Source organism: uncultured Subdoligranulum sp. (assembly GCF_963931595.1).
GTDB lineage: Bacteria > Bacillota > Clostridia > Oscillospirales > Ruminococcaceae > Gemmiger.
This window is the reverse complement of sequence record NZ_OZ007030.1, coordinates 2,448,561-2,470,916: the sequence shown is the minus strand read 5'-3', so window position 1 is coordinate 2,470,916 and position 22,356 is coordinate 2,448,561. Positions and strand designations below refer to the sequence as shown.

General features: G+C 65.3%; 21 protein-coding genes. 18 read left to right on the top strand and 3 right to left on the bottom strand.

Going from position 1 to position 22,356, the window contains the following annotated elements:
- Positions 1 to 40 precede the first annotated feature (40 nt).
- Genes ABGT73_RS11900 through ABGT73_RS11890 form a run of 3 tightly spaced genes read right to left on the bottom strand, consistent with a single transcriptional unit; the run spans position 41 to position 3,968 of the window.
- Entirely contained in the window at positions 41 to 1,435 is a 1,395-nt protein-coding gene (locus ABGT73_RS11900; RefSeq protein ID WP_346669880.1) for an ATP-binding protein, read from the bottom strand.
- Positions 1,428 to 2,120, bottom strand: a complete 693-nt coding sequence (locus tag ABGT73_RS11895; RefSeq protein ID WP_346669879.1) for a response regulator transcription factor — start codon at positions 2,118 to 2,120, stop codon at positions 1,428 to 1,430. Before ABGT73_RS11895 ends, ABGT73_RS11900 begins: the two co-directional genes overlap by 8 nt.
- 18 nt (positions 2,121 to 2,138) lie before the next feature.
- The gene (locus ABGT73_RS11890; RefSeq protein ID WP_346669878.1) at positions 2,139 to 3,968 is read right to left on the bottom strand and encodes a Na/Pi cotransporter family protein; all 1,830 of its coding nucleotides are present in this window, start codon (positions 3,966 to 3,968) and stop codon (positions 2,139 to 2,141) included.
- Between the two features lie 370 nt (positions 3,969 to 4,338).
- On the opposite strand from ABGT73_RS11890, the gene ABGT73_RS11885 reads away from it, so the two are divergent.
- The 18 genes from ABGT73_RS11885 to ABGT73_RS11800 all read left to right on the top strand — a co-directional run bounded on the left by ABGT73_RS11885 (position 4,339) and on the right by ABGT73_RS11800 (position 22,302).
- A complete protein-coding gene (locus ABGT73_RS11885) occupies positions 4,339 to 5,307 on the top strand; it encodes a substrate-binding domain-containing protein (protein ID WP_346669877.1) in 969 nt (322 codons plus the stop codon).
- An 80-nt stretch (positions 5,308 to 5,387) separates the two neighbouring features.
- Complete coding sequence (gene pstC, locus ABGT73_RS11880) at positions 5,388 to 6,290, top strand: phosphate ABC transporter permease subunit PstC (protein WP_346669876.1); 903 nt, start codon at positions 5,388 to 5,390, stop codon at positions 6,288 to 6,290.
- Positions 6,291 to 6,342: 52 nt separating this feature from the next.
- Positions 6,343 to 7,194, top strand: coding sequence for a phosphate ABC transporter permease PstA (pstA, locus tag ABGT73_RS11875; protein WP_346670335.1), 852 nt, complete (start codon positions 6,343 to 6,345; stop codon positions 7,192 to 7,194).
- A 17-nt stretch (positions 7,195 to 7,211) separates the two neighbouring features.
- Positions 7,212 to 7,964, top strand: coding sequence for a phosphate ABC transporter ATP-binding protein PstB (gene pstB, locus ABGT73_RS11870; protein WP_346669875.1), 753 nt, complete (start codon positions 7,212 to 7,214; stop codon positions 7,962 to 7,964).
- Between the two features lie 15 nt (positions 7,965 to 7,979).
- Complete coding sequence (gene phoU, locus ABGT73_RS11865; RefSeq protein WP_346669874.1) at positions 7,980 to 8,666, top strand: phosphate signaling complex protein PhoU; 687 nt, start codon at positions 7,980 to 7,982, stop codon at positions 8,664 to 8,666.
- A 206-nt stretch (positions 8,667 to 8,872) separates the two neighbouring features.
- Positions 8,873 to 9,418 carry an NUDIX hydrolase gene (locus ABGT73_RS11860; RefSeq protein WP_346669873.1) on the top strand — a complete coding sequence of 182 codons (546 nt, stop codon included), beginning with the start codon at positions 8,873 to 8,875 and terminating at the stop codon, positions 9,416 to 9,418.
- Positions 9,408 to 10,091 (top strand): methyltransferase, encoded by a 684-nt coding sequence (locus ABGT73_RS11855; protein ID WP_346669872.1) that lies wholly within the window; start codon positions 9,408 to 9,410, stop codon positions 10,089 to 10,091. Before ABGT73_RS11860 ends, ABGT73_RS11855 begins: the two co-directional genes overlap by 11 nt.
- A 16-nt stretch (positions 10,092 to 10,107) precedes the next feature.
- Positions 10,108 to 10,884: a hypothetical protein gene (locus tag ABGT73_RS11850; protein WP_346669871.1), complete on the top strand. Its 777-nt coding sequence runs from the start codon at positions 10,108 to 10,110 to the stop codon at positions 10,882 to 10,884.
- Positions 10,885 to 11,007: 123 nt separating this feature from the next.
- Entirely contained in the window at positions 11,008 to 12,171 is a 1,164-nt protein-coding gene (locus ABGT73_RS11845; protein ID WP_346669870.1) for a glycosyltransferase, read from the top strand.
- A complete protein-coding gene (locus ABGT73_RS11840) occupies positions 12,168 to 13,145 on the top strand; it encodes a hypothetical protein (RefSeq protein ID WP_346669869.1) in 978 nt (325 codons plus the stop codon). The genes ABGT73_RS11845 and ABGT73_RS11840 overlap by 4 nt, the downstream gene beginning before the upstream one ends.
- Positions 13,142 to 14,263: a glycosyltransferase family 4 protein gene (locus ABGT73_RS11835; protein WP_346669868.1), complete on the top strand. Its 1,122-nt coding sequence runs from the start codon at positions 13,142 to 13,144 to the stop codon at positions 14,261 to 14,263. The genes ABGT73_RS11840 and ABGT73_RS11835 overlap by 4 nt, the downstream gene beginning before the upstream one ends.
- Complete coding sequence (locus tag ABGT73_RS11830) at positions 14,250 to 15,155, top strand: hypothetical protein (RefSeq protein WP_346669867.1); 906 nt, start codon at positions 14,250 to 14,252, stop codon at positions 15,153 to 15,155. The genes ABGT73_RS11835 and ABGT73_RS11830 overlap by 14 nt, the downstream gene beginning before the upstream one ends.
- Positions 15,156 to 15,172: 17 nt before the next feature.
- A complete protein-coding gene (locus tag ABGT73_RS11825) occupies positions 15,173 to 16,279 on the top strand; it encodes a glycosyltransferase (protein ID WP_346669866.1) in 1,107 nt (368 codons plus the stop codon).
- Positions 16,276 to 17,193 carry an alpha-1,2-fucosyltransferase gene (locus ABGT73_RS11820; RefSeq protein WP_346669865.1) on the top strand — a complete coding sequence of 306 codons (918 nt, stop codon included), beginning with the start codon at positions 16,276 to 16,278 and terminating at the stop codon, positions 17,191 to 17,193. Before ABGT73_RS11825 ends, ABGT73_RS11820 begins: the two co-directional genes overlap by 4 nt.
- Before the next feature lie 20 nt (positions 17,194 to 17,213).
- On the top strand, positions 17,214 to 18,212 hold the full coding sequence (locus ABGT73_RS11815; protein ID WP_346669864.1) for a glycosyltransferase family 2 protein: 999 nt from the start codon (positions 17,214 to 17,216) through the stop codon (positions 18,210 to 18,212).
- A gap of 6 nt (positions 18,213 to 18,218) precedes the next feature.
- The gene (locus ABGT73_RS11810; RefSeq protein ID WP_346669863.1) at positions 18,219 to 19,751 is read left to right on the top strand and encodes an oligosaccharide flippase family protein; all 1,533 of its coding nucleotides are present in this window, start codon (positions 18,219 to 18,221) and stop codon (positions 19,749 to 19,751) included.
- On the top strand, positions 19,751 to 20,593 hold the full coding sequence (locus ABGT73_RS11805; RefSeq protein WP_346669862.1) for a family 6 glucosyltransferase: 843 nt from the start codon (positions 19,751 to 19,753) through the stop codon (positions 20,591 to 20,593). Before ABGT73_RS11810 ends, ABGT73_RS11805 begins: the two co-directional genes overlap by 1 nt.
- A 2-nt stretch (positions 20,594 to 20,595) precedes the next feature.
- Complete coding sequence (locus ABGT73_RS11800) at positions 20,596 to 22,302, top strand: hypothetical protein (protein ID WP_346669861.1); 1,707 nt, start codon at positions 20,596 to 20,598, stop codon at positions 22,300 to 22,302.
- Positions 22,303 to 22,356 lie beyond the last annotated feature (54 nt).

Genomic DNA, 22,356 nt, shown 5'->3' with positions numbered 1-22,356 from the left:
ACAAAACAACGGAGGAACTTTACAAAGTTCCTCCGTTGGCTCAATTTTTTTGGGGGAATGTGACCCGGATGGTGGTGCCGGTGCCCACCTGGCTCTGCAGGTCGATGCGTGCCTCGTGGAGCAGGGCGATATGCTTGACGATGGCCAGGCCCAGTCCGGTGCCGCCGGTGGCCTTGGACCGGCTCCTGTCCACCCGGTAGAACCGCTCGAACACCCGGGACTGGCTGTCCTGGGGGATGCCGATGCCGTTGTCCTCCACTTCCAGGTAGGGGCAGCCGTCCGGCCCCACGCCGCACCGCAGGTCCACATGGCCCCCCGGACGGTTGTAGCGGATGGCGTTGTCGCACAGGTTGGTGGTCAGCTCCACCAGCTGGTCCCGGCAGCCCTCCACCGTGGCGGGGCGGGCGTCGTACTGCAGCGTCACATAGGCCTTGCGGGCGTTCACCGTCATGGTCTGGGCGATCTCCTTCACCAGCGCCGCCAGGTCCACCGGCCCCATGTCGGGCGGGGTGCCCCGGGCCGCCTGGGTGCTGTCCAGCTCGCTGAGCTGCAATATATCGCTCACCAGGGCGATCATCCGCTTGGCTTCCTTGTGGATGCGGGCCGCAAAGGCCGGCACATCCGCGCTCTTGGCCATGCCGGTCTCGATGAGCTCGGCGTAGCCCGAAATGCTGGTCAGCGGCGTCTTCAGCTCGTGGCTCACGTTGGCGGTGAATTCCCTGCGCATGGTCTCGTTATTTTCCCGCAGCTTGCGGTCGGTCTGCACCGTGCGGGCCAGGGGGATCAGTTCCTCGTAGGGCACGTCCGCCTCGATGGTGTCCAGGTTCTCGGCCAGCCGGTTGATGGGCTGGACCAGCAGCCTTGTCAGCCAGGCGGAGAGCAGCCCCGCGCCCAGCAGGATCACCACCAGCGCCCCGATGAGCAGCGGCAGCGTGTCGGCGCTCAGGCCCCACAGGTTATCCACCTCTTCGCCCACCCGCAGGATCTGCGTCCCGGCAGGGGTGTCCAGCCGCAGGGCGTAGTAGTGGGTCTCCCGGCCCATCGTCTGGCTCTGGCGGGTGGAGCTGCCGGCGCCGCTCTCCAGCGCCTGGCGCACCTCCGGCCGGTCGGCGTGGTTGGTCAGGGGGGCGGTGCTCTCACTGTCGTAGAGCACCGTGCCGTCCCCGTCGATGAGGGTGCACCGCACGCCGGTATCGCCGGCAAGATCGGCCAGGGCGTCGGCGTTCCCGTCCCCCGCCAGGCGGTAGGCGTCCGACAGGGTGGTGCACAGCGCCTGCAGGTAGCGGTCCACGTGCCCGGTGTAGCTGCGCTGGAACAGCAAGGTGGCCGCCGTAAGGGTGGCCACCACGCAGAGAACTCCCACCAGGATCAGCCCCCGCCGGTAGCGCCGGGTCATGCTGCGGGGCCGGATCTGCCGGCGTTCCTCGTCACTCATCGGCGCCCTCCGTGCTCAGCTTGTAGCCTACCTTGCGCACCGTGCGGATGGATTCCCCCGCGGCGCCCAGTTTCTGGCGCAGGGTACGCACATGCATGTCGATGGTGCGGGATTCCAGCAGATCGTCGGTGTCCCACACCTCCTTCATGATGCGATCCCGGGCCAGCACCTGCTCGGGGTGTTCGAGAAACAGATGGAGCAGGGCGTATTCCTTGAAGGTGAGCTCCACCGGGGCGCCGTCCACCCGGACGGTGCGGGCCACGTCGTCCATGACGATGGGGCCGAAGTGCAGCGTCTTGGGGGCCGGGGCGGGGGCGGCCGCCTGGGCCCGGCGCAGCACCGCCTTCACCCGGGAAATGAACTCCATGATGCCGAAGGGTTTGCACAGATAGTCGTCGGCCCCGTGGTCCAGCCCCTTCACCACATCGATCTCGCTGGTCTTGGCCGTCACCATGATGACCGGGATGGTCCGGGTGGCGGGGTCGGCCCGCAGCTTGTTGAGGATCTGGTAGCCGTCCTCGTCGGGCAGCATCACGTCCAGGATCACCAGGTCGGGGGCGGAATCCCGCAGCGCGGCCCAGAAGCTGGCGCCGTCCTCGCAGCCGGCGGCCTCGTAGCCGTTGGTCTGCAGGGCGTACTGTTCCAGCTCGCGGATGCTGGCGTCATCTTCGACGATATAGATCATGAAAATTCCAAACTCCTTTTACGCCTGTCCGGCCTCGGCAGCGGCGGGAACAGGCTCAGATTCGGCGGACCCCTCCGGGGGGAAGGTGTAGCGGCCGCGGTACTTCTCGTACCGCTGCTCGAACTTCACGCTGCCGCCGTTTTTGATGCTGTTGAGGTATTCGTGGGTGTCGAACTTGTCGTCCGCCACCTCGATCATGGCCACCGCAATGTTGGAGCAGTGGTCGGCAATGCGCTCGTAATCGGTGAGCAGGTCATCCAGCACGAAGCCGTACTCGATGGTGCAGGTGCCCGCCTGCAGACGGGCGATATGCCGGGTCTTGACCTCCCGCACCAGGCCGTCCACCACTTCCTCCAGCGGTTCGATCTTGCCTGCCGCGTAGCAGTCGTGCTTCTGGAAGGCGTCCACCGTGCGGTTGACGATGTCCTGCAGCGCCGCTTCCAGCACGCTCAGATCGTCCAGGGCCTCGTCGCTGAAGCGGATGTTCTTGTCCCGGATCTCCTCGGCGGTCTCCAGCAGGTTCACCGAGTGGTCGGAGATGCGCTCGAAGTCGCCGATGGTGTGCAGCAGCGTGTTGGTGGCGCGGGTGTCCTCCTTGCTTAAGGTGCGGCTGGACAGCTGTACCAGGTAGGTGCCCAGGGCGTCCTCGTAGTGGTCCACGGCGTCCTCCTTGCGGCGGACCTCGTCGGCCAGGGCGTCATCCCACTTGCGGGTGGTGGACATGGCCTGCAACAGGGAAGTGCGGCAGATCTCGGCCATGTCGCCGCCCACCAGGATGGCCCGGTTGACCGCCACCGAGGGGGTGGTCAGCAGGCGCTGGTCCAGCAGGGCGTGCTCTTCGGGGCCGCGGTCGGCGGCGGTGTCGGGCACCGTCATGATGGCCAGACGCTCCAGCAGCCGGTTGAAGGGCAGCAGGATGGCGGTGGTCACCACGTTGAAGACGGTGTGGACGATGGCGATGCCGAAGGTGTTGGCGTTTTCGTTAAAGAAGCTGAAGCCGATGAGGGCGTTCAGGCCGTAGAAACCGCACAGGAAGACGATGGCGCCGATGACGTTGAAATACAGATGCACAAAGGCGGTGCGCTTGGCGTTCTTGTTGGCGCCCGCCGAGGAGATCAGCGCCGTGACGGTGGTGCCGATGTTCTGGCCCATGATGATGGGCACGGCGGCGGAGTAGGTGACGGCACCGGTGCTGCTCAGCGCCTGCAGGATACCCACCGAGGCGGAGGAGGACTGCAGGATGGCGGTGAGCACCGCACCGGCCACCACGCCCAGGATCGGGTTGGAGAAGCTGAGGAAGAGGTCCATGAACCACTGCTCGTCGGCCAGGGGAGCCATGGCGGTGGACATGGTGTTCATGCCGGCCATGAGGATGGCGAAGCCCAGCATGATCTGGCCGATGCCCCGCTTGCGGTCCTTGCCGATCATGAACATCCAGATGCCGATGAAGCCCAGGATGGGACTCCAGGCGTTGGGGTTGAGCATGTTGATGAAGAAACTCTCACCTTCCAGGCCGGACAGGGAGAGCAGCCACCCGGTGACGGTGGTGCCGATGTTGGCGCCCATGATGACGCCGATGGCCTGGTGCAGTTCCATCAGGCCGGAGTTGACGAAGCCCACGGCCATGACGGTGGTGGCACCGCTGGACTGAATGACGGCGGTGACCGCCATGCCCAGCAGCAGGCCCCGGATGGGGCTGGAGGTCATCGAGGACAGGATCCCCTGCAGCTTGCTGCCGGCGGTCTGTTCCAGAGCTTTCCCCATAAGGTCCATGCCATACAGGAACATGGCAATGCCGCCCATGAGGGTGAACACGTTGAAAATGCTCATCTCGTAGTACACATCCATTTCTCTTATTCAGGTTTTTGTAAAACCGCGCGGACCCAACCCGCGCCCTATACCGTTCTCTATTATAATGGATGGATTCGCCGCTGCACCAGCAGGGAATGGTAAAGGTTTTGTAAAATCCATGTAAAATGTGCCGGTTATCGTCGTTTTTGCGCTTCCCACGGGCCCGACTTTGCAAAAATTTTACCTATTTTACAATTTCTTTGCATAGAAACTGTGCACTTTGCGCATTCTTTACGCCGATTGTACCTCACTATGGTCGATTCAAGAAAATCTTCGCGGTACAATAAACCTGCTCCCGGAGGAAAGGGAGCAGCAAAACCACCAAAGATACATTGAGAGATTTGGTAAAAAGGGAGAAGAAACAGTTATGAAACGTACTTCTGTAGTTGCCTCCGTGCTGGCCGCCAGCATGGCACTGAGCCTGGCTGCCTGCGGCAGCACCGCCTCCGAGAGCACCGCTGCCTCCTCGGAGAGCACCGCTGTCTCCTCGGAGAGCACCGCCGCCTCCACCAGCGAGGCCGCTTCCGAATCCACCGAGGCTTCCGACTTCGACACTGACCAGGACATCACGGTCATCACCCGTGAGGATGGTTCCGGCACCCGTGGCGCCTTCATTGAGCTGACCGGCGTGGAGGAAAAGAACGACGCCGGCGAGAAGGAGGACATGACCACCCAGGCCGCTGCCACCCAGAACTCCACCAACGGCGTCATGACCGCCGTGGCCAACGATGAGACCGCCATCGGCTACATCAGCCTGGGTTCCCTGAACGATACCGTCAAGGCCGTCACGGTGGGCGGCGTGGAAGCCACCGCCGAGAACGTCTCCAACGGCACCTACACCCTGGCCCGTCCCTTCAACATCGTCACCAACGGTGAGCCCACCGACCCCGTGGCCGTGGACTTCATCGCCTACTGCATGAGCCCCGACGGCCAGGCCCTGGCCACCGAGGATGGCTACATCGGCGGTGAGGGCACCGAGTACACCTCCACCCAGCCCAGCGGCAGCATCACGGTGGGCGGTTCCTCCTCGGTCTCTCCGCTGATGGAGAAGCTCATCGAGGCCTACAAGACCGTCAACCCCAACGCCACCGTGGAACTGCTCACCACCGACTCCACCACCGGTGTCACCGGTGCGCTGGACGGCACCTACACCGTGGGCATGGCCAGCCGTGAGCTGAAGGACACCGAGACCGCCGAGGGCGCCCAGGCCACCGTGCTGGCCATGGACGGCATCGCGGTGGTGGTCAACCCCGCCAACTCCGTCTCCGATCTGAGCGTTGACCAGATCAAGAGCATCTACACCGGGGAAGCCACCGTCTGGTCTGATCTGCAGTAAACCTCGCATCCAACGGCTGTTGCAGCTCCGGCAGCGACAGCCGCTTTTTCTGGTAGAACCCAAGGAGCGTGTATAGGAAAATGAAAACGAAAACCGCCAAGACCCGGGAATGGGTCATGCAGGGCGTCTTTACGGGATGCGCCTGCATCTCGATTCTGGCCGTCGCGCTGATCTGTATCTTCCTGTTCGCCAACGGCCTGCCCACCATCTTTGAGATCGGCCCCCTGAAGTTCCTGCTGGGCACCACCTGGAAGCCCGGCAACGATATCTACGGCATTCTGCCCATGATCCTGGGGTCCATCTACGTCACGGCGGGCGCCATCATCGTGGGCGTGCCCATCGGCCTGCTCACCGCCATCTATATGTCCAAGTTCGCCTCCCCGGCCGTCAACAGGGTCATGCTGCCCGCCGTCCAGCTGCTGGCCGGCATCCCGTCGGTGGTCTACGGCTTCTTCGGCATGATCGTGCTGGTGCCTGCCGTCCAGGCCATGGTCAAGAGCGACTTCTTCAAGCATGTGCTGGGCGTCAAGAGCGGCAAGGGCATGAGCCTCTTCACCGCCGCGGTGCTTTTGGGCATCATGATCCTGCCCACCATCATCACGGTGAGCAAAACGAGCCTGGACGCCGTGCCCTCCAGCTACTATGAAGGCAGCCTGGCGCTGGGCGCCACCCATGAGCGCAGCGTCTTCTTCGCCGTGCTGCCCGCCGCCAAGAGCGGTGTGCTCTCTGCCGTGATCCTGGGCATCGGCCGCGCCATCGGCGAGACGATGGCCGTCGTCATGGTGGCCGGCAACCAGACCTGGATGCCCAAGGGACTGTTCCAGGGCCTGCGCACCATGACCTCCAACATCGTCATCGAGATGGGCTATGCCGCCGACCTCCACCGGGAGGCCCTCATCGCCACCGGCGTGGTGCTCTTCGTTTTCATTCTCCTCATCAACCTCTGCTTCAGCATCGTGAAAGGGGGCAGCAAGAATGCCTGAGATCACCGTGGGCGGCGCAAAATCCGCCGGTATGGCCCGGGCCAACGCCCGCATGATCTTCCCCCAGGGCAACCGCAACCGCCGTGCGGCCCGCGTTCAGGCCGGCATCCTGCGGTGGCTGGTGCGGCTGGCCGCCCTGCTCACCGCCGCCGTGCTGCTCTTCCTCATCGGCTACATCCTGGTCATGGGCATTCCCAACCTCAAACCCTCCCTGTTTGAGTGGGAATACAACTCCGAAAACGTCTCCCTCATGCCTGCTCTCATCAATACCATGCTCATGACCGCCTTCTCCCTGGTCATCGCCACGCCGCTGGGCATCTTCGCCGCCATCTGGCTGGTGGAGTACGCCAAGCGCGGCAACAGGCTGGTCCGGGTGGTGCGCGTTACCACCGAGACCCTCCAGGGCATCCCCTCCATCGTCTACGGCCTGTTCGGCATGCTGTTCTTCGTCACCCAGCTCCACTGGGGCTACAGCCTCATCGCCGGCGCCTTCACGCTGGCCATCATGGTGCTGCCCGTCATCATGCGCACCACCGAGGAAGCCCTCATCGCCGTGCCCGATTCCTACCGGGAAGGCTCCTTCGGCCTGGGCGCCGGCAAGCTGCGCACGGTGTTCACCATCGTGCTGCCCAGCGCCATGCCCGGCATTCTGTCCGGCGTCATCCTGGCCACGGGCCGTATCGTGGGCGAGACCGCTGCCCTGATCTACACCGCGAGCTCGGTGGCCAAGATCCCCGAAAGCGTCTTCAGCTCCACCCGCACCCTGGCCGTGCACATGTACCTGCTCTCCAACGAGGGCCTGCACGTGGACGCCACCTACGGCACCGCCGTGGTGCTGCTGGTGCTGGTGCTGGCCATCAACTGCCTGTCCAGCTTCATCGCGCGCAAACTGGCCAAACATTGAAACGAGAGGGACCTACCGTGAATAAATTTGAAGTGAAAAACATGGATCTGTACTACGGCAGCTTCCATGCCCTGAAAAATATCAACATCTCCATCCCCGAGAAGGAGATCACCGCCTTCATCGGACCTTCGGGCTGCGGCAAATCCACCTTCCTGAAGAGCCTGAACCGGATGAACGACCTGGTGGAGGGCTGCCGCATCTCGGGCGACATCCTGCTGGACGGCGTGGACATCTATAAAGACAAAATGGATGTCAACGTGCTGCGCAAGCGCGTGGGCATGGTGTTCCAGAAGCCCAACCCCTTCCCCATGTCCATCTACGACAACATCGCCTACGGTCCGCGCACCCACGGCATCCACAACAAGGCCCAGCTGGACGAGATCGTGGAGCGGAGCCTGCGGGGCGCCGCCATCTGGGACGAGGTGAAGGACCGGCTGAACAAGAGCGCCCTGGGCATGTCGGGCGGCCAGCAGCAGCGCCTTTGCATCGCCCGCGCCCTGGCCGTGGAGCCCGAAGTGCTGCTCATGGACGAGCCCACCTCGGCACTGGACCCCATCTCCACCTCCAAAGTGGAGGAGCTGGCGATGGAACTGAAGGAAAACTACACCATCATCATGGTCACCCACAACATGCAGCAGGCCGCCCGTATCTCGGACAAGACCGCCTTCTTCCTGCTGGGCGAACTGGTGGAGATGGGCCCCACCGAGAGCGTCTTTGCCACCCCGGTGGACAAACGCACCGAAGATTACATCTCCGGCCGTTTCGGTTGATGGAAGGAGAAGATTATGGCTTTTACTATGCCCTACAGCAGCCGCAAGGTTTACGACGCCGAGCTCATGCAGCTTGACACGATGCTGGCCCGGATGGGCCACGCGGCGGGCGGCGCCATCGAGAGCGCCATGACCGCCCTGCGCAACGGGGACATCGAACTGGCCCGGGGGGTCATCGACCGGGACAGCGAGATCGACGCCGCCGAACACGAGATCGAACACCGCTGCCTGACCCTGTTTTTGCGCCAGCAGCCGGTGGCGGGGGACCTGCGCAAGGTTTCCACGGCGCTGAAGATGGTCACCGACATTGAGCGCATCGCCGACCAGGCCAGCGATATCGCCGAGATCACGCTGCACCTGCACCCCGAGGGGGCCCGCAGCGTGGGCGTGCTGGAAGACCTGGACAAGATGGGCGCGGTGGCGCTGCATATGGTCAAGGACGCCATCGCCGCCTATGTGCAGGTGGATCTGTCCATGGCGGCCCAGGTCATCGCGAAGGACGACGACTGCGACGCCATGTTCAGCAAGATCAGCACCGAGATCGCCAACTACATCGCGGCCCATCCCGGCGACGCCGAGACGGCGCTGGACCTTTTTATGATCAGCAAGTATCTGGAACGCCTGGGCGACCACGCCGTCAACGTGGCCGAGTGGGTGGAGTTCCTCAAGACCGGCGTGCACAAATCCCGCAAGATCGTGTAAAGCGCGCCCTTTCCCGAACCATTCCCTTATTTTCCTATACCAACCAGAGCGGGGTCTGCCTTTTGGCGGACCCCGCTTTGGGTTTCTGTTTCTCAAAGAGGGGGAACAGCCCTGCACGGCGGTGCAATTGTATGCAGAATTTGGTTGATTCCTGCCCGCCGCTGCGGTACAATAGGGGCAAATCAACCGCAAAGGAGCACTGCATCATGGCGCATACCGAAACCATGCTGGAAAGCAAGGAAATCTTCAAGGGTCGGGTCATCCGGGTCACGCTGGACACCGTCCGGCTGGAAAACGGCAACACCAGCACCCGGGAGGTGGTCCACCACCACGGCGGGGCCTGCATCCTGCCGGTGGACGGCGAGGGCAACGTCTACATGGTCCGCCAGTTCCGCTACGCCATGGGCGAGGAGATCTGGGAGCTGCCCGCCGGCAAGCTGGAAGCGGGGGAGGACCCCTTTGAAGCCGCCAAGCGGGAACTGGGGGAGGAGTGCGGCCTCACCGCCGACCACTTCACCGACCTGGGGGTGGTCTACGCCACGGTGGGCTATGACAGCGAGAAGATCTATCTCTGGGCCGCCGACGGGCTGCACCCCGTGCACCAGCACCTGGACCCCGACGAATTCCTGGACGTGGTGAAGATGCCCTTCGAAAAAGCTCTGGCCATGGTGCTGGACGGCACCATCCGGGATTCCAAGACCCAGGTGGGCCTGATGAAATACGCCCTGCTGCAAAAGAAAAATGCCCGGTAATCCCGAGATCCTCGACCACGGTACCAGGGTCTTCACGGCGCCGGGGGCCACCTTCGGGTCGGACGCGTTGCTGCTGGCCCGGTTCGCCCTGCCCAAACCCCGGCAGCGGGCGCTGGACCTGTGCAGCGGATGCGGCATCGTGGCGCTGGTCTGGCACGACGAGGGCCACCGCGGCCCCTGCACGGCGGTGGAGTTGGACCCCGATGCCAGCGCCCTCTGCGCCGCGGCGGTGCGGGAAAACGGCGCCGATCACATCACCCCCTTATGCGCCGACCTGCGGGACTTCTGCCGGGCGGGTCCCGAGCAGGGGTGGTACGATTTTGCCGCCTGCAACCCGCCCTACTTTGCCGCCGGACCCCGCAGCCCCGACCCGGTGCGGGCCGCCGCCCGCCACACCGACAGCTGCACCCTGGCCGACGCCGTGAACGCCGCCGCCCGGGCCCTGCGGGAGGGGGGAAGGTTCACCCTCTGCCACCGGCCCGACCAGCTGGCCGAGGTGTTCTGCGCCCTGCGGGCCGCCCGGCTGGAACCCAAACGGCTGGCCTTTGCCCGCCAGCGGCCGGGCAGCACCCCCTGGCTTTTTGTCACCGAGGCCCAGAAGGGCCGCCGTCCCGGGCTGCGGCTGGAACCCGACCTGCTGGTGGAGACCGGCGCCGCCCGGTACGGAATATAAAATAAGGAGAAACACCATGCCACTGTTCAATATGCATTACGACCGTCCGGGTCCCGGCGTGGACCCCGACACCCCCCGCAAGAAGGGCGCCGCCCGCCTGGTGGAGGTGCTGGGCCGGGATATGACCTCCTTCTGGCTGGCGGGCATGCTCACCATGCTCAGCTCGGTGCCCTTTGTGTTCGGCATCTGGTTTTCCATCGTCAGCCACGCGGTGTTTCCGGCGCTGCTGGCCGGTGTGGTGGGGGGCATCATCGCGGCGCCCCAGCTCTGCGGCATGCAGGACACCATGCTGCGCAGCCTGCGGGACGAGCCGGGCTACTGGTGGACCACCTACCGCCGGGCGTGGAAGCGCAACGCCAAAGCGGCGGTGCTGCCCGGCGCCCTGGGCGGACTGATCCTCGCCATGCAGATCTTCACGGTCTACCACATGGCCGGCCAGGAGGCCGGCATGCTGGTGGCTCTGCTGGTGGGCATCGTCTTCCTCACCGGGCTGGCCCAGTACATCTTCGCCCAGGTGGCGCTGCTGGAACTGCCCTTCGGCGGCATGCTCAAAAACGCCGTGCTGCTCTTCCTGGGCTACCTGCCCCGCACGGCGCTGGGCATTGTCTGGCAGCTGGCCTACTGGCTCATCGTGGCGCTGTTCTGGCCCTTCAGCTCGGTGCTGCTGGTCATCACCGGCTGCTGGCTGCCCACGTTGCTCAGCCTTATGGCCATCTATCCCGTGCTGGACAAGAGCTTCCACGTGGAGGAAACCGTCAAAAAAATGCGGGACGAACAGTACAAGGATCAGTGAATTTTCGCCGGGACTCCGCCTGCCGCGGGGCCCCGGCTTTTTGCTGCCCGTCCTTGCGCAGACCGTCTAAAAAGGGTATAATAGCAAAATAGGCGAACTGTCGCAACAAGGGGGAAAACCACCGTGAAGATCCTGCTCATCCACTGCCATTACCGCCTGCCGGGCGGCGAGGATGCCGTCTTTGCGGCGGAGCGCGCCCTGCTGGAGCGCCGCGGCCACAGGGTGGTGGTGTATGAGCGCAGCAACGAGGAGGCGGCCCACGGGCTGGCCAAACTGCTGCTGCCGCTGCACGCCGTCTGGAACCGCCGCGCCGCCCGGGAGGTGCGGGATCTCATTGCCCGGGAAAAACCCGATGCCGTCCACATCCACAATACCCTGCTGCTGCTCAGCCCCGCCGTGGTGCGGGCTGCCAAACAGAGTGGCCTGCCGGTGGTGCAGACGCTGCACAACTTCCGTCTGTTCTGCCCCAACGGCATTCTGCTGCGGCAGGGCAGGGTCTGCGAGGACTGCCCCCATCACGGCCTTTCCTGCGCGGTGCGCCACCGGTGCTACCGGGGGAGCCTTCTGCAGACACTGGTGGTGGCGGCGGCTTACGCGCTCCACCGGCGCCTCGGCACCTGGCGGGGTGTCACCATGGTGGCTCTCACCGGCTTTGACCGGGACAAGCTGCTGGAATTCAACCGCCTGCGCCCCCTGTTTGACGCCGACCGGCTGGTGGTCAAACCCAACCCCGTCTGTGTGGCGGAGGAGCCGGTACAGCCCTGGAACGCCCGCAAACAGCAGTTCCTTTTTGCCGGACGGCTGGAGGAACTGAAAGGGCTGCCCACCGTGTTGGAGGCCTGGGAGCTGCTGGGGGAAAACGCTCCCGACCTGCTCATCGCAGGGGAGGGCCCCCTGGGGGACTGGGCCAGAGCCCACGCCGGGCCGAAGGTCACCTTCCTGGGCCAGCTGACCCCGGCGGAACTCCACCGCCATATGGCCGAAAGCAAGGGCGTGCTGGCGGCCAGCCTCTGCTACGAGAGTTTTGCCCTCGTCCCGGCGGAGGCCCACTGCCTCGGCACGCCGGTATTGGCCAGTAACTTGGGCAACGTGGGGGCATCGGTGCGCCCCGGCATCGACGGGCTGCGCTTTGCCCCCGGGGACGCCAGGGCCCTGGCGGGGGCGGTGGGGGCGCTGCTGGCCAGCTCCTTTGACTGCGAAGCCATCGCCGCCGCGGCCCGCCGCACCTACAACGAGGAAGAAAACTACCGCGCCCTGCTGCGCTTATATACAAAGGAAGAACGATGAATCAACTCTACCGCGCCCTGCACATGCCGCCCGGACGGCTGCTGCGCAAACTCACGGGCGAAAAGGAAATCTATACCATCGCCGTGCGGCCGGTGCCCACGGCGGAGGGGGCCGACCCGCTGCCCGCCCTGGGCGGTGCGCCCTACACCCAACTCCCCGGGCGGGAGGGCTTCTGGTACGCCGACCCGCTGCTTTACCGCCGCAACGGCGCCCGCTATCTCTTCGCCGAGGCCATGGACCTGGCCGCCGGCAAGGGCCGCATCGAGGTGTGCCATCTTCTGGACAACGGCACCACCGAGGGCTGGCAAGTGGCGCTGGAGGAGGATTTCCACCTCTCCTTCCCCACCGTCTTTGACTGGAACGGGGAGACCTGGATGATCCCCGAATCGGGCAATGACCACAGCCTGCGGCTCTACCGCTGCAAGAATTTCCCCACCGAGTGGGAACTGGTGCAGCGGTTCGGGGACCAGGGGGAACTGTGCGACGCCATCCTGGTGGACCGCACCCCCGACGCCCTGACGCTGCTCTGCAGCGAGACCAACCCCGAAAACCAGCTCTATGTGCGGTGGCGGCGGTTCACCCTGCGCAAAACGGTCCCCGCCCCCGAACCCCTGCCCGGCACCGAGCCGCCGGAACCCTCCGGCGAGCCCTTCCAGCTGCTGCCCGACGAAGCCTTCAACCTGCAGCACCGGGAATTTGATCTTACCAGCCGCAACGCCGGGCCGCTCTTTGTGCTGGGGGAGCAGGTCATCCATCCCACCCAGGTCAGCACCACGGTGGACTACGGCGTCTACCTGCAGTTTTCCGCCCGGCGGGGCAGTTCCGAGGTGCCCATGTGCGCCGCGCTGCCCGCCGCCGTGCGCATCCAGGGGCTGGACCCCAAGGACATGATCGGCATTCACACCTACTGCCGCGACGATCACCTGGAAATCATCGACGCGCGGTATCTTGCAAAGGTGAAGACAAATTCATGAAAACCATTGCCATCCCGCAGTTCTACTGCGGGCCTTCGGGCCGCAAGGGCCTGTACAACCGGCAGGAAGTGGGCCTGGCCCGGGCCTTTGCCGCCCTGGGCGCCCGGGGCATCGTGCTCTACCCCGACCCCGGCGCCGCCGCCCCCACGGTGGAGGAACCGGAACCCAACGTGAAGGTCTACTATCTGCCGGTGCGCGCCCTGGGCTCCCAGGCGTTCTATAAAAGCTGGCAGATTTTGATGGACGAGCATGTGGACGCCGTCCACGTGATGGGGGACAATTCCCCCGGGGTGCCCGCCCTCTACCGTTTCTGCCAGCGGCACGGCATCCTCTTTTACAGCCAGCTGGGGGCGCTGAAAAGCACCTCCTCCCACAAGGCGGTGCGCCTCGTCATGGACCTGCTGCTCTGCCGCAACCTGGCCATCTACAAAAAAACGCCCACCTACGCCAAAACCCCCGCCGTGGCCGCCGAGCTGGAAAGCCTGGGCGTGCCCTGCGCAGGGCTCATGCCGGTGGGGCTGGACACCGCCATCATCCCCGATGTGCCCGCCGAGCGCACCAAGCTGCGGAGAGCCGTGGGGCTGGACCCGGATGCAAAGATTTTCGTCTTTGTGGGGCGGCTGGACCCCTACAAGCGGCCGCTGGACCTGGTGCCGCTGCTCAAAGCCGCCCCCCACTGGCAGGCGGTGATCATCGGCCAGGGCAGCCAGGCGGGGGCGCTGTCCGCCGCCCTGGCCCAGGCGGACCTGACGGGCCGCTGCCGGCTCATCCCCGAACTGCCCAACACGGCGGTGCATGTCTTTTACCACGCCTGCAACGCCTTTGTGAACCTCAACGACCAGGAGATCTTCGGCATGAGCCTGCTGGAGGCCATGTACGCGGGCTGCCCGCCGGTGGCCCGCCATGCCCCGGGCCCCGACCTCATCATCGAGGACGGGGTCAGCGGCCTGCTCTGCGACACGGTGGAGGAGATGGCCGCGGCGCTGAATAAGGTGGACGACGCCATGGGCGCCGCCGCCCAGAAGCGGATCAACGAACATTTTCTGTGGCAGAACAGCGCCGAGCTGGCGCTGACGCTGCTGCCCCACAAGCGGGAGGCTGCCCATGGACAACGATAACGCCCTGCTGGAAGCGGCGCGCAACCTCTACAAGGGCTGGCGCTTCGGGTGGAAATACCGGGGCGTCCGGGTGCTGGATGCCGAGGCGGGCAACGACCTGGCCCGGGCGGCCATCCAAAAGGGCGGGCCGTACCTCTTCGCCCGGTGCGGCGCCACCGAGATGCGCACCGTGGCCGATAAATTGGCCCACGGCGGGCATTTCACCGACCGCACCCGGCAGGATATCCGCAACCTGTCCGGCGTGTTCCCCACCGATGACGAGACGCTGAATCGGTTCTGCGGACTGTACGTATCCTGTGCCCAAAGCGCTGATCTCTTGGCCCTCTGGGACGTGGGGGCGGAGCGGGAGGTCATCCGGGGCTGCCGGAACACGGCCTTCTGCAAGCTGCGGGCGCTGGAACCCTACTACCACCCCCACCCCTGGAGCAGCGCTCTGGCGGGCAAAAAGGTGCTGGTGGTGCATCCCTTCAAAAACACCATCCTGCGCCAGTACGAAAAGCGGGCCCGGCTTTTCCCCGGCACCGGCGTGCTGCCGGAATTTTCCGGCCTGACGGTCATCCGGGCCGTGCAGGGGCTGGCGGGGCAGGACACCGGCTACGCCAGCTGGTTTGACGCTTTGGCGGCCATGGAAGCAAAGATGGACGCCGCCGACTACGAGGTGGCCATCGTGGGGGCGGGAGCCTACGGGCTGCCGCTGGCGGCCCACGCCCGGGATACCGGCCACACGGCCATCCAGATGAGCGGCGCCACCCAGCTGCTCTTCGGCATAAAAGGCAAGCGGTGGGACACCCACCCGGTGATCTCCAAACTCTACAACGACGCCTGGGTGCGCCCGGCGGAGGACGAGGGCATCGACCACCGGGAAGCGGTGGAGGGCGGCAGTTACTGGTAAAGGAAAGAGGAGACGGCATGCGCATTCTGATGATCAGCAACCACCTGGGCGTGCAGAGCGGCGTGCAGCGGTATGTGCAGAATCTGCTGCTCCACCTGGACACCGCCCGGTATCAGGTGGACCTCTTTGTGGGGCAGTGCCCGCCCGACCAGGCCAGCACCGCCCCGGCGCTGGAAGCCCACGGCGTGCGCATTCTGGCGGTGCCTGACCACAAAAAGGACCGCATCAAAGCGCTGTGGCGGCATCTGCGCACCCACAAGGACTACGATATCATCCACTACCACACGGCCAGCAAGATCGGCGCGCCGGTCTGCGCCATGATGCGGCTGCTCTGCCCCCGGGCAAAGATCATCGTCCACAGCCATATCGTCTACCCGCCCCTGACGCTGACCTGGCGGGTGGCCCACGGGGTCTACCAGCTCTTTGCCGACTATTTCCTCGGCTGCGGCGTGGCGGCGGGACGGTTCGTCTTCGGTGACCACATCGACCGCAAGCCCGACTTTGCGGTGGCCTGCAACGCCGTGGACCAGGGGCGGTTTCATCCCGACGCCGCGGCCCGGGCCGCCACCCGCGCCCGGTACGGCATCGCCGACACCGACCGGCTGGCGGGCTTTGTGGGGCGGCTCAACCACCAGAAGAACCCGCTGTTTTTGATGGAGGTCTTCGCCGCCATGGCCGGGGCTGACCCTGCCTGGAAGCTGCTGCTGGTGGGCACCGGCGAGATGGAAGAGAAGATGCACGCCGCCGCGGCCCGCCACGGTCTCACCGACCGGGTGATCTTCGCGGGGGTGCAGAGCGATGTGCCCGCCTACATGAACGCCTTTGACCTGTTTTTGCTGCCCAGCAATTTTGAGGGCAGCCCCGTCACCCTGGTGGAGGCCCAGGGGTGCGGTGTGCCCTGCCTGGCCTCCACCAACGTGCCGGACGACGGCGCCGTCACCGACCTGGTGCACTTCCTGCCGCTGGAGGCACCTCTCGACGAGTGGGCGGCCACGGCGGAGGGCATCGCGGGGCATGGCCCCCATGCCGACCACTGGGCGGAACTGTCGGTGGCCGGGTACGAGCTGCACACCGCCGCCGCCCGGATGGAACAACTCTACGACCAGCTGGGAGGCAAGGAATGATCTACGCGGAACTGGCCGGCGGGCTGGGTAACCAGATGTTCATCTACGCCTTTGCCCGGGCGCTGGGGCTGCGGTGCGGCGAATCTGTCACCCTGCTGGACCGGCAGGACTGGCGGGACGGCGCCCCCGCCCACACGGTGTGCGCCCTGGAGGCGCTGCGCATCGCCCCCGAAGTGAAGATCCTGGCCCAGCCGGGCTTTGCCAAGGCCCACCTGCCCCGGCAGAACGCCGCCAAGGCGCTGATGATCAAGTATGAACAGCGCAAAGGCCTGCTGGCCCGGGACTGGAACCGTTGGGAGCGCCGCTGCGCCCCGCTGCTCAATTTGCTGGGGCTGCACTTTGCCACCGACGGCTATCTGCCGGTGCACCGGGGCCCGTCCAGGGACTTTCTGGCCTGGGGGTATTTCCAGGGGGAGGCCTACTTTGCGGACTATGCCGACACCATCCGGGCGGAGCTGCGGGCGAAAGAATCTCCCGCCGGACCGCTGGCGGAAGAGATCCGGGCTGCGGCCTTCCCGGTGGCCGTGCATCTGCGCCGGGGGGACTACTGCAAGCCGGAAAACGCCATTCTCCAGGTCTGCACCCCGGCCTACTACGCCCGGGCCACCGCCGCCGCGGCGGCTGCCCATCCCGAAGCGACCCTTTTCGTCTTTTCGGATGATCCGGACTGGGCAAAGGAAAATCTCGACACCGCCGGACTGCCCGCTGTCTTTATGCCCCGGGGCGAGGCGGTGGCGGATATGAACCTCATGGCCCTCTGCCGGGGCTTTGTTTTGAGCAATTCCACCTACAGCTGGTGGGCCCAGTATCTGGCGGGGGCGGGGCGCACCGTATGGGCCCCCGACCGGTGGTACGCCCACACCAAAGAGACAGCCCTCTACCAGCCCGGCTGGCATCTCATCCAAACCCGATAACCCGCGAAAGGAGGCAAACCGTGCCGCTCTTCTCCATCATTGTGCCGGTGTACAATGTGCAGAATTATCTCTCGGCCTGCATCAAGAGCGTGGCCGAGCAGGATGGCCCCCGGGACTGGGAGTGCATCCTGGTGGACGACGGTTCCACCGACATGGGCCCCCAGCTCTGCGACACCTTTGCCGCCGAGATCCCCGGCGTGCGGGTCATCCACCGGGAAAACGGCGGTCTGGCCGCCGCCCGCAACACCGGGCTGGGGGCCGCCCGGGGGGAGTGGATCCTCTTTCTCGACAGCGACGACGCCATGGCCCCGGGGCTGCTGGCGGCACTGCGCCGGGCGCTCAAGGAACATCCGGGCTACGACTGGTATGTGGGCAAGCACCTGGAATGGCAGCCCGACGGCAAGCTCACCGAGCACGCGGGGCTGCGGCTGCTGCCCGGCCCCTTTGACAGTTCGGACTACGGCGAGCGGCTGCGGGCCCTCTACACCGCGGGGCACTGGTCGGTGTGGAAGTACTGCCTGCGCCGGGCCTGGCTGGCCGAGCACAATCTCCACTTCTGGCCCGACGTGCGCTGGGCCGAGGACTGGCCCTTTGATCTCTGGCTGCTGACCAAATGCCAGGGCATCTACTTCCTCGACATCGTCTTCACCCACTATCGGGTGGGGCGGCAGGGGAGCCTGCTCACCGACGCCAAAAACCTGCCCAAGCGGTTCAAGGCGCTGGCCGCCGCCCAGCGGCATCTGGCGGCGCTGGCCGCCGCCGGCCACATCGACAGCGCCACCTACGCCGTCATGCGGGACGCCGCGGCGGACGTTTTCTGGCCCCAGGCCCGCACCGCCGCCGTGCCCGACGCCGCCATCCGCAAAAAATGCCTCAAGTACCTGCGGCAGCTGCGGCCCCTCTACGCCCATGGCACCGAGGTGAACACCCGCCGGGACTGGCGGATGTTCCAAACCATGATGCGGCTGTGCGGCCCCCGCTTCACCCTCTGGGCTGCGGCCCGCCGCAAGAAAGGATAACCCGTTTTGCGAACCAGACGTACCCTCATCAATATGGCCTACGCGGTGGGGTCCAGCCTGCTGCTGCTTTTGCTGGGGCTGGTCACCCGGCGGCTGCTGGTCTACAACTTCGGCACCCAGATCAGCACCGCCTCCCAGGTGGTCACCCAGCTGTTCAACTTCTTCTCCATCGCCGAGTTCGGCGTGGGCAGCGTCATCAGCTACCGCCTGTATGAACAGATCGCCGCCAAAAACGCCGACAAGATCAGCAAGTACATGTCGATGTACAAGTGGGCCTACCGCGCCGTGGGCCTGGCCATCGCCCTGCTGGCCCTGCTGGGTGCTGCTGCCCTGCCCTGGATCATGCCCGATGTGCCCCTGGTCACCGGGTACACGGTGTACGGCCTCAACGTGGTGTCCACCCTGTGCAGCTACTTCCTTGTGACCCGGCGGCTCATGTACACCTGCACCCAGCAGGGGTACCTCTGCACCCGCATCGACTTCTGCTTCAACGTCCTGACCTCCCTGGCCAAGATCGCCGTCTCGTTGTGGTTTCCCAACTATGTGCTCTACTTCAGCGTGGCCATCGTCTGCAATGTCTGCGCCAATCTGGTCATCGCCCGCCGCTTCCGCAAGGACTTCCCCTATGTGCGGGATGTAAAAGTGAGCCTGCAGGACTTCAAGGATCTGGGCATTTTCCACGATCTGCGGTATTATCTGGTCCACCGGCTGTCCAACACCATCTACGGCTCGTCGGACACCATCGTCACCTCCCGCATGGGCGGCTCCACCCAGACCACCCTGCTGGGCAACTACACCAATATTTCCACCAGCGCCACCGACCTGGGCAACAAGATCATGGACAGTTTTGCCGCCGCCATCGGCAACATCGTCTACGACAAATCCGCCGCCGCCAACGACCACGACAAACAGGTCTTCTGGGGGATGGACCTCTTCAGCTACCTCTTTGCCAGCTTTGTGGCCACCGCCTATTTCTGCCTGTTCCAGCCCTTCATGGCGGCCTGGATGGGCGCCGACTGGCTGCTGCCCCTGGGCTTCGTGCTGGTCTTCTGCCTCAACGAGTATGTGGGCTGGAACCACCGCATGCTGGGGTCCTACCGGGCGGTACTGGGCCACTTTGAGCAGGACCAGTGGTTCATGGTGGCTTCCGCCGCCGTCAACCTGCTGCTCAGCTTCGCCCTCTTCCCGCTGTTCGATATCACCGGCGCCCTCATCGCCACCGTGGTGGCCCACTGCATCATGTGGGCGGGGCGCATCGTGGTGGTCTTCCGCCGGTATATGCAGGGCAGCCTCGGGCACTATCTGCGGGCCCAGGCGCTGCATCTTATTACGCTGGCCGTCTGCATGGGCGGTACCTGGACCCTCTGTGAGGCGGTGCCCGTCGGCGGCTGGCTGGGCCTTGTGCCCCGGGCGGTCATCGTCTGCGTGGTGCCCAACCTCTTCAACCTCATTGTCTACGGCTGGGGCCGGGATGCCGTCTATCTGCGGCAGTACGGCGCCGCCCTGCTGCAAAAACTCAGACATAAAAGGAGCGCGTGATGCCGAAAATCGGGATGCTCTACCTTTGCACCGGGAAATACACCGTCTTCTGGCCGGAATTCTACCACAGCTTTGAGGCCAACTTCCTGCCCGGGTGCCAGAAGGAATATTTTGTCTTCACCGACGCCGACCATATCGAAGGGGAGGACAATCCCCGGGTCCACCGGCTCTGCCAGGAGGCCTACGACTGGCCCTACAGCACGCTGCGGCGGTTTTCCATCTTCCTGCGGCGGGAGGAACTGCTGGCCCGGTGCGATTTCCTTTTTTTCTTCAACGCCAACCTGGTCTGCCAGAAGACCGTCACGGCGGAGGAATTTTTGCCCCGGCCCCAGATGGGGGAAAACCTGCTGCTGGTGCAGCAGCCGGGATTCTGGAACAAAAAACCCATCTTTTACACCTACGACCGCAACCCCAAAAGCACCGCCTACATCCCCTACAACTGCGGCAAAGACTATGTGTCGGGCGGGCTCAACGGCGGCACGGCGGCGGCTTTTTTGCAGCTCTGCCATGAGCTGGCCCGCCGCACCGAGGACGACCTGGCCCGGGGTGTCATCGCCCGGTGGCACGACGAAAGCCAGCTCAACCGCTACGCGGCGGAGCGCAGCGACTACCGGCTGCTGACCCCCGCCTACTGGTACCCCGAGGGGTGGGACCTGCCCTTTGAGGCGAAGATCGTGGTGCGGGACAAGGCCCGCTATTTTGATGTGGCGGCGGTGAAGCACCAGGCGGCGCGGCCCCGGCCCTGGCTGGTCCGCAAGGGGGAGGCCTTCCGGGAAAACTGGCTGCCCTACCTGTGGTACGCCCGGGACGCGCTGCTCCACAAGCAGCTGAAGGGAGACTGACCATGTCCAAACGGATGGTGCGCGCCGGCTGGGGTGCGCTGGCGGTGGTCTGCGCCCTTATCATGGTGCGCCAGATCTTTGTGGGGCTGGAGATCGACGAGCCCTACGCCCTGGCTCTGGGCTTCCGGCTGGTGCAGGGGGACCGCCTCTTTGCCCAGATGTGGGAACCCCACCAGCTCTGTTCGCTGCCGCCGGCCTTGCTGGTGGCCGCCTATCTGGGCCTCACCGGCACCACCACCGGGCTGCTCGTCTTTGTGCGGGCGGTGCTGCTGGTCTGCAAGGCCGCCTTGAGCTGGGCCTTTTACCGGGAATTCGTCCGGGACCTGGGCAAAAGCGGCGCGGGGCTGGCGGCGCTGGTCCTTTTTCTTTACACCCCCAAGTGGTTTCTCGGCCCCGACTACATCGGCCAGCAGTTTCTCTTTACGGTGGCGGCCTTTCTCTGCTTCCACCACTATGTCACCCGGGGCTTCCGGCGCCCCTGGCTGGTGGCGGTGGGCGGCGTGTTCGCCTGCTTGAGTTTTCTTGCCTACCCCCAGAGCGCCGCGGCCTTCCCGGTGCTCTGGCTGGGACTGTTCCTGCTGGGCCGCCGGGGCGGCGAACCCCGGTTCCTTGGCATTCCCCGGGGCGCCTGGGTGCTGCTGGGCAGCTGCGCTGTCTGCGGCGGGGCGTTTCTTCTCTGGGCGCTGGCGGGCATGGGCTTTGATGTGGCCGCTTTCCTGGAACGGGTCGGTCTGATTCTCAACGACCCCCAGTACGGCTTTACCGCCGCCGAAAAGCTGGCCCAGCTGGCCCGGCAGTCGCTGTCGGTGCTGCGGGGCTGGATGTGGCCGCTGGCCGCGGCGCTGGTGATCGGCGCCTGGCTTTTCCGCCGCAAGGCATCCTCTCGGGAGCGTATATCCCTGCTGCTGGGGCTGTGGGCCCTTCTGGCCACCATGCAGTGCATTCTGCGGGCCGTGCGGGACGGCAGCCTGGACGAACGGCAGTTTGTGCCGGTGCTGGTGCTGGCCGGGGCGTGGGCCTTCTGGCGTGCCCGGCGGCTGGACGGCGTACCGGCGCTCTTCTGGCTGGGCTGCCTGCCGGGGCTGGCTGCCTACCTGTTCATCCTGCGCTCCACCGTGCTGGGACTGCCCGCCACTTTTCTCTATCTGACCTGGCCGGCGTTCTGCGGGCTGCTGGTTCTGCTGCGCCGCCAGCCCCGGATGGGCCGCGCCCTGCTGGCGGGCATGCTGGTCTTTTTTGCGGTCTGCCGGGTTTGGTGCGTCCAGACCACCGGCTGGAAGTCCGCCACCGTGGCCGACACGCCGCTGGTGGTCATTGAAAACGGCCCCGCCAAGGGCATCCTGGCCGACCGGAAGGCCGCCGACATGCAGGAATGCCTCTATGAAGTGCTGGCGCCCTACCGGGGACAGGCGGTGCTCCAGGCCATCGGGGAGCAGAACGGCCTTGGCTTCCTCATGGCGGACGGCACCCTGACGGTGGCCCAGGCGTCGGTGATCTCCGGCACCGACAGCGACCCCCGCTTTGAGGAGTACTACAGGATGGTGCCCGGCCAGCTGCCCGACGTTATCCTCTATGACGACGCCGAGGTGCGGGATATGGCCCAGTTCCACGCCTGGATCGAGGAACACTTCGCCATCTCCAAGCGGTACACCGTCACCCACGGCACCGCCAGCCTGCAGGTGCTGGTGGTGGACGGCTGGGCAAAATAGGCCGCCGGCCCGTTGCGGGCGGGGGCATTTTGTGCTATGCTGAACTTGAATTGT

Excerpts from the sequence above, each read along its gene's own strand:
- ABGT73_RS11900 (WP_346669880.1), bottom strand. The coding sequence starts at position 1,435 with ATGAGTGACGAGGAACGCCGGCAGATCCGGCCCCGCAGCATGACCCGG.
- ABGT73_RS11895 (WP_346669879.1), bottom strand. The coding sequence starts at position 2,120 with ATGATCTATATCGTCGAAGATGACGCCAGCATCCGCGAGCTGGAACAG.
- ABGT73_RS11890 (WP_346669878.1), bottom strand. The coding sequence starts at position 3,968 with ATGGATGTGTACTACGAGATGAGCATTTTCAACGTGTTCACCCTCATG.
- ABGT73_RS11885 (WP_346669877.1), top strand. The coding sequence starts at position 4,339 with ATGAAACGTACTTCTGTAGTTGCCTCCGTGCTGGCCGCCAGCATGGCA.
- pstC (WP_346669876.1), top strand. The coding sequence starts at position 5,388 with ATGAAAACGAAAACCGCCAAGACCCGGGAATGGGTCATGCAGGGCGTC.
- pstA (WP_346670335.1), top strand. The coding sequence starts at position 6,343 with ATGATCTTCCCCCAGGGCAACCGCAACCGCCGTGCGGCCCGCGTTCAG.
- phoU (WP_346669874.1), top strand. The coding sequence starts at position 7,980 with ATGGCTTTTACTATGCCCTACAGCAGCCGCAAGGTTTACGACGCCGAG.
- ABGT73_RS11860 (WP_346669873.1), top strand. The coding sequence starts at position 8,873 with ATGGCGCATACCGAAACCATGCTGGAAAGCAAGGAAATCTTCAAGGGT.
- ABGT73_RS11855 (WP_346669872.1), top strand. The coding sequence starts at position 9,408 with ATGCCCGGTAATCCCGAGATCCTCGACCACGGTACCAGGGTCTTCACG.
- ABGT73_RS11850 (WP_346669871.1), top strand. The coding sequence starts at position 10,108 with ATGCCACTGTTCAATATGCATTACGACCGTCCGGGTCCCGGCGTGGAC.
- ABGT73_RS11840 (WP_346669869.1), top strand. The coding sequence starts at position 12,168 with ATGAATCAACTCTACCGCGCCCTGCACATGCCGCCCGGACGGCTGCTG.
- ABGT73_RS11835 (WP_346669868.1), top strand. The coding sequence starts at position 13,142 with ATGAAAACCATTGCCATCCCGCAGTTCTACTGCGGGCCTTCGGGCCGC.
- ABGT73_RS11830 (WP_346669867.1), top strand. The coding sequence starts at position 14,250 with ATGGACAACGATAACGCCCTGCTGGAAGCGGCGCGCAACCTCTACAAG.
- ABGT73_RS11825 (WP_346669866.1), top strand. The coding sequence starts at position 15,173 with ATGCGCATTCTGATGATCAGCAACCACCTGGGCGTGCAGAGCGGCGTG.
- ABGT73_RS11820 (WP_346669865.1), top strand. The coding sequence starts at position 16,276 with ATGATCTACGCGGAACTGGCCGGCGGGCTGGGTAACCAGATGTTCATC.
- ABGT73_RS11805 (WP_346669862.1), top strand. The coding sequence starts at position 19,751 with ATGCCGAAAATCGGGATGCTCTACCTTTGCACCGGGAAATACACCGTC.
- ABGT73_RS11800 (WP_346669861.1), top strand. The coding sequence starts at position 20,596 with ATGTCCAAACGGATGGTGCGCGCCGGCTGGGGTGCGCTGGCGGTGGTC.